This is a genomic window from Ignavibacteria bacterium, from assembly GCA_025612375.1.
Classification (GTDB): domain Bacteria; phylum Bacteroidota; class Ignavibacteria; order Ignavibacteriales; family SURF-24; genus JAAXKN01.
On sequence record JAAXKN010000021.1, the window covers coordinates 1 to 12,524 of the forward strand.

The following is a 12,524-nucleotide window of genomic DNA, read 5'->3' on the forward strand; positions in this document are numbered from 1 at the left end:
TAGATATGATATACTCTTTTTTTACACCATTTTCACCTTATTGCGTAAGGTGAGTAATTAAATCTATGAAGGTCTTGATCCCGATGGCAGGATCTGAAGGAAGAGTTATTACTAATTATTCCCGCGCCATTGATCAGCGTGGGTGAACAGGCCGGGTAAGAATCAGCAAAGAAAGTTTTAGAATAATGCTTTAATTAAGTAAATTCGCACAGGCGTTTTATTGGATAAGAACAGCATGATTATAAATAAAACGACGAAATGGAATATCATCTCGAAAAATACATATAAAAAAGGCAAACAATGATCAAACATGTAATTACAGTATTTATAGTTCTTTCAGTAATGATTCCTTTGCAGATATCAGCAGAAGGCTACTTGATAAAGAACCGCTATCAACCCAATAATATATATAATATCCACTGCAAAACTGAAACAAGCTCCGATATTAATTTTGTAGCTTCGGAGGAAATGCTCAAAATGCTCAAAGAGAAGGGAACCACATTTCCCATTTCATCGAAATCTTACCTGGATATATCTGAGATTGCTGAGACAGGAAAACTGAAGGAAAATAATAGTTTCCCCATTAAAGTTGAATTTACAGATGTAACGCAGACAAATGTTGTAAACGGTGTAAAGAAGGAATCACCCGATTCAAGCAATTTCAAGGGAACTATAATATCTGGAATTATAAATGAGAATGACACATTTACTGATGTTCAGATTACAGGCAGTAATGCAGCAGTGAGATATAAGGAGTTGCTTTCAGGACTTGTCAGCAGTCTCATTAGTCAATTCCAATATCCCGATTCTCTGGTTTCAATTAATGACAGTTTTACAAAGGAAATTCCTTTACAGTTGCCCGTCCCGGGAACGAGTCCCATAAACATCAAATTAATAACTGTTTACACTCTAAAAAAAATTGAAAATGATCTGGCCTATTTTGATACAAAGTATGAGCTTGAAATGACCCAACAGTCTTCGAAATATGAAGTTGAATCACACGGCGGCGGCAAAGGAACATTAATACATGACTTGAAAAGAAACTTCTTCGCTAGACACCAGTCAGAAATGGAAATTCACCTTGAAGTAATATTTGATCAACTGAAGATCGTTTCTAATTCCGTTTCCAAAACAGACTATAGCGTAAAATGAAAGCCCTTACCTTTATTATAACATTGATCTTATCTGTAGCATGTTTTTCTCAACAGGATACGAATAAGGTGGATTGTAAGACGTGCAGAAAGCATCCCGGGGTAATTGGACCGGCTTTTAAGATCCATGGAGTGCTAAGCTACTGGAACGGAAATCCAAGTGTGAGAATTTGGAAGGTCGGCACAAAGAAGATTTATGGTGTAAGTGAACAAAGGTTTTATAAAGAAGGTTATTATAATTTGCCTCAATGGCTACCAACAATAGGCTTTGATGAAGAAATAACAGGTGATTTTGTCCTTTATCCGTTTACTAAAGAAAAGACCGGAGTTATGCCGCTTGTATGCATTGATACAGTTTACAATATGAAAGTAAGAAAGCGGAAATGATGAATATAATTTAAAGAAGCACTTTATTTTCAAATAGAAGAATATGGATTGATCGCTTGTTATAAGAATATGAGAAAAAGAATATTATTAACCAGAATGGAATCTCCATGAAAATATCCATAATTGTCCCGGATAGCGGGAGTTGAGACATATTTAAGAAGACAATAATATGATGCAGAATAGAAAACAAACGGCCTGGAAGAAGAATAGAAAGCTTGGCGACATCCAGGGCGGACGTATGCGTACTAAGCTTGCTGATAATATCTTTAACCGGCAGCATAATCTTCAACCTCCTAAGGATGGTGAAGAAAAGCCCATATTTATTCATGATAATCCCTCTAGGGATTTCTACTTTCCAGTTAGCATTGAAGATATAAAGAGAGTACTGTCTTGGCTTCCTGAGGAACATATTTCAGGTCTGACGCATATCTGGCTAAGAAAATTCAGAAAGAGTGATCATGAAAGTGGTGACACTCCGCAGGGAGAATTCATTTGTGGAAGCAAAGTCCAGCTGATTGTGCTTTATCCATTCCCGAAGAATCATAAAATGAGGTTCGGCAAAAATAAGCCGGAAAACAAGGTCATTAACTTTTATAAGAATTACACAAACGAGCTGAAAGAAGATGAAAAGGGCTGGTTCCTTGAGTGGACAAAAGAAAAAGTAAAGAAATACTACTTGGAAATCCTGCTTCTTCATGAGATTGGTCATTCACTGGATTCTTACTACAAAAGATTCAGAAGTAAAGCAGCAGTCAAGCAGCGTGAAGACTATGCCGATACATATGCAAAGCTATGGAGTAACAGAACAACTATCTCATTTGAAGATTAAGATAGATGAGTTTCTCGTCAGTTGGATCCGATGGCGTAAGCGCTAATAACGTTTTTCTTTATTTTAAAACGGCACCAAACTTAGGATCTAAATGAAATACACCTTCTCAGTAATCCTATTGAACTCATCCTTGTTCGCAGATAATGAGATCATAATTAAACTTTCTTAATCGGATGGTAACGTGAAATTATTATTACTATTCATTTGCATAATGGCGCAGTCAGAACTTCTCGTATGGGCTCAGGATACTTTGACTTGCGCTGTTCAGGTTTATGATATTCCATTTGATATCAAAGATGACCCGAATATCAGGATATCATTTCCGGAAAATTCCTTTCCCAATGGAGCAGAAGGTGTTGCATTGGCACCGGTTCTGGTTGATGAAAAAGGTATTCTTATCAAATATTGTGTTAATGTAATTCGAATTCAGGATTCTTTAAAAAATAATTCTTTGCTTTATACAGATTATAATATGAGATTGGACACTATCAGTGGAACAGCTGCCGAAATACCAATCGAAAAATATCCTTATTATATACGATTCATTGTTAAAGAAATTTATAAAAATATTAGACTGATAAAATTTACAACCAATAAACCGGCTTCCACAAAAAGAAAGTATCAATTTTCGGTTATTTTCAAAATAGGGTAAGAGTCTGCTTCCCTGAGTCATCATGAATGCGCATACGCAAAAGGGAAAATAAACTTAATTTAATATGAAAATATCTAAAGTAATCCGGTTGTCTCTGCTTATTTTCTCTGCCGCTGCTTTTGTCTTTGCATTATGGCAGCTATACCTTCTGAATTACTTAAAACAACCTAAGCAAAGAAAACCTTTGGAATTTCCAGCTGAATTTTTGGAGGGGAGAAAATATAACTATAGTTTCATTTCTGATATTAATGCAGAGTATGAGATTGCGATTAATTTTGACCATACTCAGCCGCTTAACAAAAATGATTCCTTAACAGGATATATAATTCCCTCCGGCAGAAGTTACCGAAGCATTTCTCTGCCGGTATCATTATCATTATATGAATCTGGGAAAAGGATCTTAAGTGTTGATTCTGTTTCAAGGCAGAGCTATTATTGCAGTAGCAATTCAATTGGGAGAATAATTGAAGTATTTACAGCCGGGAAGGGAAAACTGTACAATATTTCAGTCGAAATTAAAAGGACAATTGCTGACTTAAATCAGAGAAATCCTAAAATTATTATTAAACCGGCTGGAGCAGCAATTAAACGGGAAATAATTAATGCACAGAGTTCTTTGGCAATACACTGGTATTTCTTCTATATATCATTAGGAGTATTTATCATACTTTCAACTATAAACGTTACATGGTTTATTAAAGTCTGGATTTCGAAAAGGGAAGTAAAAACAGGACAATAACCATTATGGGGATATTCATAATTTGGCGAATCATTCCCGATGACGGGAGAGAAAATACATATTGTTGATATTTGTATGTCCCATGATCTTCCGAAAAGGTCTATAATAGAGAATTACAAATCCCAAGGTATTCATATCTGTAGGAAGAAAATGTATAAACAGCTGTTTTACATAGTATCTATTTTGATTGTTATTTGTGAAAACCTTGTTGCTCATGATATAAGGACATCTACATGCTTTAGCCAGTCCTTGACAAGTCAAAATAGTTTCAGGTTATCCATTGTCAGAGGTTCATATGAAATTATTAGATTCGAAATGGCTTCATCTAACATCATTCAGGATAATTTATCAGAAAGCAAATATTATATATCAACAAATTCAATTTCATTATTACTGAATTACCTTGCGACTAAGACAAAATGGGGTGAATATTTAGGCTGCGTTTTGATTCCTCAAATGCTGGGCAATATGAAGTTCAATATGGACATATATCAGGAGTATGCACAACTGACTATTGGACAAACAACGGATTATTACCTGCACTACAAAGTACCACGGATATTTACAGCTTCATCAGTTGGAATTGAATCTCATTTGGATAAAGTCAGACTCGTTGCCACTTTTGAAGTACCTTTATCCAAAGGTTACCGTAAAGATAGGAGCCCTTATTTTCAGGTGCTTGCCGGATATTATTTCTAAGCTTTACAGATGCTTTGAAAAAAGATATTTTTAGAATCATGCTAAATTTATCTAAATTTGCACTTGCCGGGTTTTAACCGGGTATATACCATGTCTACAAATCCTTAAATTATTTTGCACTACTAAGCATGAATAGATTACTGCAATATAAACATTCATTAAAGTACATAAGCGAAAGTGCGCTGATTATAACAACACTTCTCTGGGGCGCTACGTTTGTTATTGTTAAAGGGTCACTCACAGATTCATCCCCCATGCTCTTTGTTGCTGTGAGATTTCTCATAGCCTCAGTAGTCATGCTGCCTTTTGTTTATAAAAAGCTGATCCGGATAGATAAGAAGACACTATTCAGGTCTGCACTCCTGGGAGTTTTTCTTTTCTTTGAATTTGCCCCACAGGCAGTGGGACTTAAGTATACATCTGCCACCAAAAGCGGGTTTATTACAGGCTCTTTCGTGCTCTTTACTCCAATAATGCAGATAATAATTGAAAAGAAAAAACCTGCCCTTGGCGCAATTGCAGGGAGCATAATTGTAGTATTCGGACTTTTATTTCTCTCTGTTAAAGCTGCTCCTGGTCTGGATATGTTCCAGTCGATATTCAGTCTGCTCAGTGATCTTGGCGGAAACTTTAATATTGGTGACTTTTTTACACTCATCTGTGCTTTTTTCTTTGCCGTACAGATAGTATATCTGCACAAGATAAGTAAAGAGATAAACTTTCTTCTTCTTACTTTCTTTCAGACCGCTGTAACAAGCCTGCTGGCATTCCTGTTTTCGGCTGCGCTTTCAACGACAAATATTGAACCTGTTCATTTTGAGCTGACAGGAAATCTCATATTCGGACTCATGTATACAGCGCTGTTTGCAACGATCATTACCTTTTTACTTCAAAGCAGGTTCCAGAGGGAAGTGAGTCCCGTCAAGGCGGGAATTATATATTCGTTTGAACCTGTATTCTCCGCAATATTTGCATATCTGATGCTTGGCGAAAGGATCTCAGTTTTAGGCATAGTCGGAGGAATACTGATATTCTTTGGACTATTAACGTCTGAGATACTTGAATATTTGAGGCAGAAGGGGACAGTTGATCGTGAAGCGGAAGTGGATGAAGCTTAAATTGCAGCTAACCCCGTAATCAAATGAGTTGAGTATTTTTAAAGGGAATTATATATGAAATTTATGTATCTATTTCTCATTACTGCAGTGCTGAATTCCTTTCTATTTGCAAACACTGAAAGCGGTAAGGCTGAAAATTATCCGGAAAGTCCAACCAAGTCCTATATTTATCTGTCCACAGGGTTTTATGAAGCAGCTTCTGTGGGGCTGGGGCATGATTTTCACGGCGGATGGGGAGCTGGCATTAAGACCAGCGTACTTTTATTTAAGACTGATGTGCTGAAGAATAATGGGATGGGCATTGGCTTGGAAATTCACAAAAGAATATTCAGTGAAAAGAAATTTAGATTATTTGATACCATAAGTTTTGAAGCAAGTTATGGGTCAACAATAACTACGGTTCATAACCCCTGCAGCGAAATTCAGCTTAACGTTGCATCTCAGAAAGAAAGCAGAGATGGGATACACTTATACTATAGCATTGGTCTGGGGTACTCATATGAGAAAAGCAGCGGTGGAATGTTCACCCCAGCTTTCAGACTTGGAACGATCTATAATTTCTAATTCGGAAGGTGCTTCATAAATGGTTTATCCGTTTGCGGGCAATCGGCTAAGAAAATAGCTTCCCTTTTATCTCCATAATTATTTTTATTTAGCAGCAATATATTTCTTTTGCCGGCATCTTTAAAATAAACAATCGGTAAGGACTTGACTGCGAATCCCCTGTCTCTCTTAAAAAATAATTACTTATAAATTCCTTGTTTATTTTTCTTATAAATGTAAATTGCTGAATGGGTTAAACTTCTGTTTCATCTATTCTTAATTTTACAGGAGGTGAAAATGTCCCGCATTCTGTTCTTAATTCTGTTCATTTCATTTTCAGCCATTTCCTTTTGTAATAATTCCGACACAATTACTGTCGCATGCAGGCGGATTGAATTTGAAGTTAAGAATCCTTTATTGGAATCTCATCCATACATATCCGGCAAGGGAATTCCTGTGACAGATAATCTCTACAAGAAAGTAAAATTTCCTAAAGAATACCCCAAGCTTAAACTTGTTCTTTTCCATTTTCAGCCTTCCCAGTATTATTATTTCAAGTATATTAATGGAGAGTTGTCAAAGAAGAAATTCCATGAGTACATGCTGGACCCTGCACTTGGACTGGATACGGGCTGTGTATCCAAAAAATTCATCCGGGAGTATGTAATAGCAGGATTTGAGGAAAGGGATGATGAAATTATCTCCTTTATAGACGTTAATAACAATAATGACCTGAGTGATGAGACATCATATACTTATAAAATAGCAGATAAGGATAATATTAATTCAAAGGATCCGAAGAGGTATCCTGTGCTGAAATTCACATATGATTATTTTAATGGCTATAAAGTATCCCAGAGAACAATTGATGCAAAGTTAACCTTTGACCCGTCGGGTTATTACCAAAACCATGAAAACGGCGGATTACGTATTTTCTCATATATAGATTATATTCATGAGGGCAGCATCAGTGTAAATGGCGGTACATATAGAATTGGCCTTGATGATAACATAAAAGTCTACACTAAAAAGACAGCCCGTTTGGGTATTGCCCCAAATACCAGAAAACTTTTTCCGCCTGATATAAAGTACATGGCCGGCGATACAATTTCCATCGGCAATCAGTACTATAAGTTCCTGACTCACTCTGTTGACCTGGATACGGTCTATTTTGCAAAACTGCCGGATGACATAAAGCCAGTTGGTCCTTTTGAAGGGCTCTATGCACCTGAACTGACTGGAGTTACTCTAGATGGGAAACCTTTTTCATTAAAGGCGTTAAAAGGCAAATATGTGTTAATTCATTTATATTCAACCTGGTGTGTTCCCTGCCGGGAGGGAAATGCGCCGTTAAAACAGCTTCAGAAGAAATACAGAAACAGCAATCTTGTGATGGTAAATGTAACTGAAGAAGATAATCGCGACCTGGTTGAGAAATTTGCTAAAGAATTCGGAATTACCTGGCTTAACGTTTATAAGAAAGAAATATCCCCCAAATCTTATAATCACAGAAGAGAATTTAAGACATTTATGAATATACTTGGCATCTGTTATTTAATAGCTCCTGATGGAAAGGTCATAAAAGCAATTTCCCCGTTCGTGATCAATGAGCGTCTCATTAAAGAGTGCGATGAAGTGCTAAGTAAAAATGTCCGGACTGAGCTTCAGACAACTGTAAAATAAACGGGTTATATTGATAAGCTGGAGAAACAGCCTTATTTTGATACTGACCATATCCTTTCATTATATCCGATCAACAAAATAAGAGCAAATGAGGGTGAGCTTTTATAGAATTCCGGAGGAATGATTTGTTTGTAGAATGAATCAGGGCGCACCGCCGCTGTGCCTGCCTATGGCATGGTGCGCCCTACAAAGATGAACCTTATATTGTTAACTATCTGCTTATGCTATTTCCGGAACCTGCTTCAGGAATCCGTTTATCGTATCTTCCGGCATTTCGTAATTCTCAAGCTCGCCTTTTAAGAATGCATCGTAGGCTCCCAGATCCAAAAATCCGTGCCCTGAAAGATTAAACAATATCGTCTTGGCTTCACCCGACTCTTTGCAGAGGTTCGCCTGCTCAATTGCTGCCTTTATTGCATGCGAACTTTCAGGCGCAGGCACAATGCCTTCTGTCCTTGCAAACGTTCTTGCTGCCTCAAATACATCATTCTGCTGATATGCCTCGGCTGTAATTATACCCTTGTTGTAAAGATGTGAAATGATGGGCGACATTCCATGGTAACGAAGGCCTCCTGCATGGATCGATGGGGGAACATACTTGTGGCCCAATGTGTACATCTTCATCATTGGCGTCATTCCTGCTTCATCACCAAAGTCATACATAAACTCTCCCTTTGTAAGCGTCGGGCACGATGCCGGCTCAACTGCAATTACCTGCAGGTCCTTTTTCTCTCCGGCCAGCTTGTCCTTAAGGAAGCTGAAACTTAGCCCTGCAAAGTTGCTTCCGCCGCCCACGCATGCAATTACAACGTCCGGATATTCTCCGGCTTTCTCCATCTGAAGCTTTGCTTCTTCGCCTATAATTGTCTGATGCAGAAGCACGTGATTAAGAACACTTCCTAAAGCATAGTTTGTATCGTCTCTCTGGACAGCCATTTCAACTGCTTCGCTGATTGCAATCCCAAGGGCTCCCGGTGAATTCGGATCCTCTGCAAGAATTCTTCTTCCTGCTTCTGTGAGGTTCGAGGGACTTGCAATTACATCTGCCCCGAAGAGCTGCATGAACGACTTTCTGTACGGCTTCTGCTGGAAACTAACTTTAACCATAAATACCTGACATTCCATTCCGAAATGGTTGCATGCCTGCGAAAGGGCTGATCCCCACTGCCCGGCTCCTGTCTCAGTTACCAGCCTCTTTATGCCTGCTTTCTTGTTGTAATATGCCTGCGCAATTGCCGTGTTTGTCTTGTGGCTTCCTGAAGGATTGGAACCTTCATACTTAAAGAATATTTTTGCCGGGGTCTTCAGATGCTCTTCCAGACGGTATGCCCTTATTAAAGGACTCGGACGGCTTATGGCGTACATGTCCAGAATTTCATCCGGAATTTCAATATATCTTTTTGTGCTCATTTCCTGCTCAATGAGCTCCATCGGGAAAATTGCCGAAAGATCCTGCGGCCCTGCGGGCTGCTTTGTCACCGGATTGAGTGGTGCTGCCAAAGGTTCGCCCAGGTCGGCTAAAATGTTGTAGTAATAAATCGGCATTTCCTTTACGTCGAGGTTGATTCTGTTCTGTTTCATTGTAGTCTCCGTTGTATGTTTTGTTTTAATAAAATTTTTTTCTTTAAGTGACTTTATGTCCCGGCCAAAAAAAAAGCCGCAAGAATGTCTCACGGCTTTAAAACGAAAAAGCCGTGAATAGTTGTTTCACTATTCACGGCCATATAAAATTCAGTATATATATTTAAGCGAAGAATAGCGAAACACAGATGTTCCACCACCAACGCCAGGTGTTATTTACATTGTTTAATATGTAATTATTTGCTTTCATTACTTCAAATATATACCTAAAAATTAAAATCTACAAATTATTTTTTGACCCCAGTTATAAATTTATGAAAATTTATTTTGGTGGAGTCCCTTTTCAGAATTCCGGAGGAATGACTTGTCTGTAGGAAAAGGATATATCCCAAAAACATTTTAGAGCCCTGGAAGGGCGACATGTAATAAGGAAATGAAACGTGCATACCCCTGATACAAATCGCTCCTCCGGAGCTCTGAAGAGGGGGGTGGGAACATTCTTCTGCTACAGACAAATCATCCCTCCGGGATTCTATAAATACCAAATTATGCTAACGCCTGAATCCCGGCTACTGCCTAATGCCTTGATGAAATTTAATTTTTATGGATATATTATTAATGAATGGGATTATAAATGAATGAAATAATAATAGGGAGGAACTATGTTAAGAAGCGTGAAAACCCTCGAAGGCTATAAAATACACGCCCTCGACGGCGAAATTGGCGAAGTTAATGACTTCTTTTTTGATGATGTATCGTGGAATATACGCTACTTCGTTGTGGATACCGGTACCTGGCTTCAGAAACGACTGGTTCTCATTTCCCCTCATTCACTGGGAAAACCGGACTGGAAGGAAAAACGCTTCCCGGTTAACCTGACTAAGGAAAAAATCCAGAACAGCCCCTCTGTCGACGTTGCCAGACCCGTCTCTCGCCAGCAGGAGACCGACTTAAGCGACTATTACGGCTGGCCTTACTACTGGACGGGCTTGGGCGCCGGGTTCCCCGGTGCTATACCTCCTGTGCCCCCAAACCTTAACACGCCCGACCAGGGCTTTGTTACAGATAAAAATACCAGAGATGAAAACCAGAGGGAAACTGACCCCCACCTAAGAAGCGCACGCGATATAATAGACTATAAAATTCAGGCGGATGACGATAAAATTGGCAACGTCGAGGACTTTATCCTCGAAGACGACCTCTGGAGCATCCGCTATATGGTGGTCGATACCGGCAAGTGGCTCCTTCCCGGCAAAAAAGTGCTCATTGCACTCCCCTGGATACAGGATATCGACTGGAGCGATTCATTGGTCTATGTGAACCTTACAGCGGCCGAGGTGGAGCAGAGCCCTGAATATCATCCCGACAGAATCATAAATAAGGAGTTCGAGGCCGGCCTCTTCAAACATTATAACAGGCCGGTACCCTGGAAGTAAAATAAAAAAGGTCTGGAAGGCTGATCCTTCCAGACCTGCTAAAAACTATTTAAGCTTGAACTGGTAGGGCATTACCATGCGGACCCTTACCGGCTTGCCTTTCTGCATTCCGGGGTTCCAATTGCCCATAAGTTTTGTCACCCTTACAGCCTCTTCGTCGCATCCGCCGCCAATGCCTTTAACCACCTTAATATCACTCATACTCCCGTCTTTCTCAATAATAAAGCCTACCATTACTTTACCCTGTACGCCCTCTTTTTTAGCAGCCTGGGGATACACTACATTGCTGGATATGAACTCCAGAACCGCATTTACTCCGCCGGGGTAAGATGGCATCTGGTCTACAAACGTGTACGGCTCTTCCTGCTGAAGAGACGTATCTGCAGCCGGGGATGTCTTTGCAATTGCAGTAATGTCTCTTCCGCCGTTGGTCATGCCGAAGAACATTACTACAAGCATCATTAACGGAATGGAAAGAAGAAATTTAACTTTTGCATTCTTGGATGACCTTTTTTGTGCCAGCATTTCGAACCTCCTTTTTAAGAGTGAATTGAAATTGTTCGTCATTGAATTTCCGCCTGCTCTGAAGGCGAAAGCCAGAAGCGTGGATTTATATTCTGTGCTGTCTGTGCCGTTATTTATAACTTCCGTATCGGCTATAAATTCATGCTGTGCCTCAAGCTCTCTTTTCATGAGCCATACAAAAGGGTTGAACCACTGCAGAATTGTAAGAGCCTCAAAGAAGATAATGTCAACCGAGTGGAGGCTTTTTATATGCGCCTCCTCGTGCAGTATCAGTGTCGAAAGCGCCGGGTCCTCCAGGTTTCCCTTGGGAAGAAATATTGTTTTGAAAAATGAGAAGGGTGAATGCCCCTCGTCAAGCAGAATTGTCTTGTGCCCCTGAATAATTACCGGGGCGCTGTAGTCTCCCAGCTTTGAGATCTGGTACAGCCTCCACAAAAATCTTGCAAGTAATGCTGCGGAAATTATGAGGTAACCGGTCCATAAAAGGTAATAGGGATCAATACCGCTATCTGCGGCTTTTGTGCTGCTGCCTATAAGTACGGGCTCAAGATAAAGCGTAATGGTTCTTCCTGCATCACCCGAAGGAAGACTGAACCTGAAGAGGGGAACCGTGATGGAAAAAATTCCCGCCATTAAAAGATACACCCTGTTCATATAGTGCACGGTTTCTTTTTTAAGGCGCGCCATGTAGAACAGGTAAAAGATCATGAAGCTGAAGGACGACTGCAAAAGGTAAAATTCAAAAGAGTTCATTTTATTTCCCGTTAATTGTTTTTCTTTTTAGTCCCGTTTTCTTTCTTTGCCTTAATTTCTTTCTGGAGCATCTTCATTATCTCTTCCATTTCATTTACATCCATTTCTTCCTCCTTGCTGAAGAAAGAAACCATGCCTGCAAATGAATTCGAGAAGTATCCCTTAAGGAAGCCTTTAAGATGGTCCCTTGTATAATTCTCCTTTGTAACTATGGGGTAATACTCGTGCGTGTTGCCGTAGGCCTTGTGCGATACAAAGCCTTTCTTCTCAAGTATCCTTACAATTGTTGAAACCGTCGTATAGGCCGGCTTGGGCTCCGGAAGCTCTTTAATGATGTCGTTTACAAATCCCTTCCCAAGCCCCCAGAGTATCTGCATAATCTGTTCCTCGGCCTTTGTCATTTCTTTAGTTTTCAATTTATTCCTCTC

The 12,524-nt window shown here is 39.5% G+C and carries 13 protein-coding genes; 10 read left to right on the forward strand and 3 right to left on the reverse strand.

Annotation, left to right across the window (positions count from 1 at the left end):
- Nucleotides 1–300: 300 nt before the first annotated feature.
- From HF312_12805 to HF312_12845, 9 genes are all read left to right on the forward strand, one after another.
- Nucleotides 301–1,152 carry a hypothetical protein gene (locus tag HF312_12805; GenBank protein ID MCU7521091.1) on the forward strand — a complete coding sequence of 284 codons (852 nt, stop codon included), beginning with the start codon at nucleotides 301–303 and terminating at the stop codon, nucleotides 1,150–1,152.
- The gene (locus tag HF312_12810; protein MCU7521092.1) at nucleotides 1,149–1,538 is read left to right on the forward strand and encodes a hypothetical protein; all 390 of its coding nucleotides are present in this window, start codon (nucleotides 1,149–1,151) and stop codon (nucleotides 1,536–1,538) included. Before HF312_12805 ends, HF312_12810 begins: the two co-directional genes overlap by 4 nt.
- A 172-nt stretch (nucleotides 1,539–1,710) precedes the next feature.
- Nucleotides 1,711–2,367 (forward strand): hypothetical protein, encoded by a 657-nt coding sequence (locus tag HF312_12815; GenBank protein MCU7521093.1) that lies wholly within the window; start codon nucleotides 1,711–1,713, stop codon nucleotides 2,365–2,367.
- A 181-nt stretch (nucleotides 2,368–2,548) separates the two neighbouring features.
- Nucleotides 2,549–3,019 (forward strand): hypothetical protein, encoded by a 471-nt coding sequence (locus HF312_12820; protein MCU7521094.1) that lies wholly within the window; start codon nucleotides 2,549–2,551, stop codon nucleotides 3,017–3,019.
- A gap of 64 nt (nucleotides 3,020–3,083) precedes the next feature.
- Entirely contained in the window at nucleotides 3,084–3,758 is a 675-nt protein-coding gene (locus HF312_12825) for a hypothetical protein (GenBank protein ID MCU7521095.1), read from the forward strand.
- 150 nt (nucleotides 3,759–3,908) lie between these two features.
- Entirely contained in the window at nucleotides 3,909–4,457 is a 549-nt protein-coding gene (locus HF312_12830) for a hypothetical protein (GenBank protein ID MCU7521096.1), read from the forward strand.
- A 128-nt stretch (nucleotides 4,458–4,585) separates the two neighbouring features.
- Nucleotides 4,586–5,575: a DMT family transporter gene (locus HF312_12835; GenBank protein MCU7521097.1), complete on the forward strand. Its 990-nt coding sequence runs from the start codon at nucleotides 4,586–4,588 to the stop codon at nucleotides 5,573–5,575.
- A 54-nt stretch (nucleotides 5,576–5,629) separates the two neighbouring features.
- Entirely contained in the window at nucleotides 5,630–6,139 is a 510-nt protein-coding gene (locus tag HF312_12840) for a hypothetical protein (protein ID MCU7521098.1), read from the forward strand.
- Nucleotides 6,140–6,415: 276 nt separating this feature from the next.
- On the forward strand, nucleotides 6,416–7,801 hold the full coding sequence (locus HF312_12845; GenBank protein ID MCU7521099.1) for a TlpA family protein disulfide reductase: 1,386 nt from the start codon (nucleotides 6,416–6,418) through the stop codon (nucleotides 7,799–7,801).
- 219 nt (nucleotides 7,802–8,020) lie between these two features.
- Here HF312_12845 and HF312_12850 read toward each other — a convergent pair whose 3' ends face one another.
- Nucleotides 8,021–9,382 carry a TrpB-like pyridoxal phosphate-dependent enzyme gene (locus HF312_12850; protein MCU7521100.1) on the reverse strand — a complete coding sequence of 454 codons (1,362 nt, stop codon included), beginning with the start codon at nucleotides 9,380–9,382 and terminating at the stop codon, nucleotides 8,021–8,023.
- A 662-nt stretch (nucleotides 9,383–10,044) separates the two neighbouring features.
- Here HF312_12850 and HF312_12855 point away from each other — a divergent pair.
- Nucleotides 10,045–10,818 carry a PRC-barrel domain containing protein gene (locus HF312_12855; protein ID MCU7521101.1) on the forward strand — a complete coding sequence of 258 codons (774 nt, stop codon included), beginning with the start codon at nucleotides 10,045–10,047 and terminating at the stop codon, nucleotides 10,816–10,818.
- Nucleotides 10,819–10,863: 45 nt separating this feature from the next.
- Here the strand turns inward: HF312_12855 and HF312_12860 are convergent, their stop codons facing one another.
- Together HF312_12860 and HF312_12865 are read right to left on the reverse strand one after the other, a co-directional pair.
- Nucleotides 10,864–12,096 (reverse strand): M56 family metallopeptidase, encoded by a 1,233-nt coding sequence (locus tag HF312_12860; protein ID MCU7521102.1) that lies wholly within the window; start codon nucleotides 12,094–12,096, stop codon nucleotides 10,864–10,866.
- 11 nt (nucleotides 12,097–12,107) lie between these two features.
- Entirely contained in the window at nucleotides 12,108–12,497 is a 390-nt protein-coding gene (locus HF312_12865; GenBank protein MCU7521103.1) for a BlaI/MecI/CopY family transcriptional regulator, read from the reverse strand.
- Nucleotides 12,498–12,524: the final 27 nt, after the last annotated feature.

Excerpts from the sequence above, each read along its gene's own strand:
- HF312_12805 (MCU7521091.1), top strand. The coding sequence starts at position 301 with ATGATCAAACATGTAATTACAGTATTTATAGTTCTTTCAGTAATGATT.
- HF312_12810 (MCU7521092.1), top strand. The coding sequence starts at position 1,149 with ATGAAAGCCCTTACCTTTATTATAACATTGATCTTATCTGTAGCATGT.
- HF312_12815 (MCU7521093.1), top strand. The coding sequence starts at position 1,711 with ATGCAGAATAGAAAACAAACGGCCTGGAAGAAGAATAGAAAGCTTGGC.
- HF312_12825 (MCU7521095.1), top strand. The coding sequence starts at position 3,084 with ATGAAAATATCTAAAGTAATCCGGTTGTCTCTGCTTATTTTCTCTGCC.
- HF312_12830 (MCU7521096.1), top strand. The coding sequence starts at position 3,909 with ATGTATAAACAGCTGTTTTACATAGTATCTATTTTGATTGTTATTTGT.
- HF312_12835 (MCU7521097.1), top strand. The coding sequence starts at position 4,586 with ATGAATAGATTACTGCAATATAAACATTCATTAAAGTACATAAGCGAA.
- HF312_12840 (MCU7521098.1), top strand. The coding sequence starts at position 5,630 with ATGAAATTTATGTATCTATTTCTCATTACTGCAGTGCTGAATTCCTTT.
- HF312_12845 (MCU7521099.1), top strand. The coding sequence starts at position 6,416 with ATGTCCCGCATTCTGTTCTTAATTCTGTTCATTTCATTTTCAGCCATT.
- HF312_12850 (MCU7521100.1), bottom strand. The coding sequence starts at position 9,382 with ATGAAACAGAACAGAATCAACCTCGACGTAAAGGAAATGCCGATTTAT.
- HF312_12855 (MCU7521101.1), top strand. The coding sequence starts at position 10,045 with ATGTTAAGAAGCGTGAAAACCCTCGAAGGCTATAAAATACACGCCCTC.
- HF312_12860 (MCU7521102.1), bottom strand. The coding sequence starts at position 12,096 with ATGAACTCTTTTGAATTTTACCTTTTGCAGTCGTCCTTCAGCTTCATG.
- HF312_12865 (MCU7521103.1), bottom strand. The coding sequence starts at position 12,497 with ATGACAAAGGCCGAGGAACAGATTATGCAGATACTCTGGGGGCTTGGG.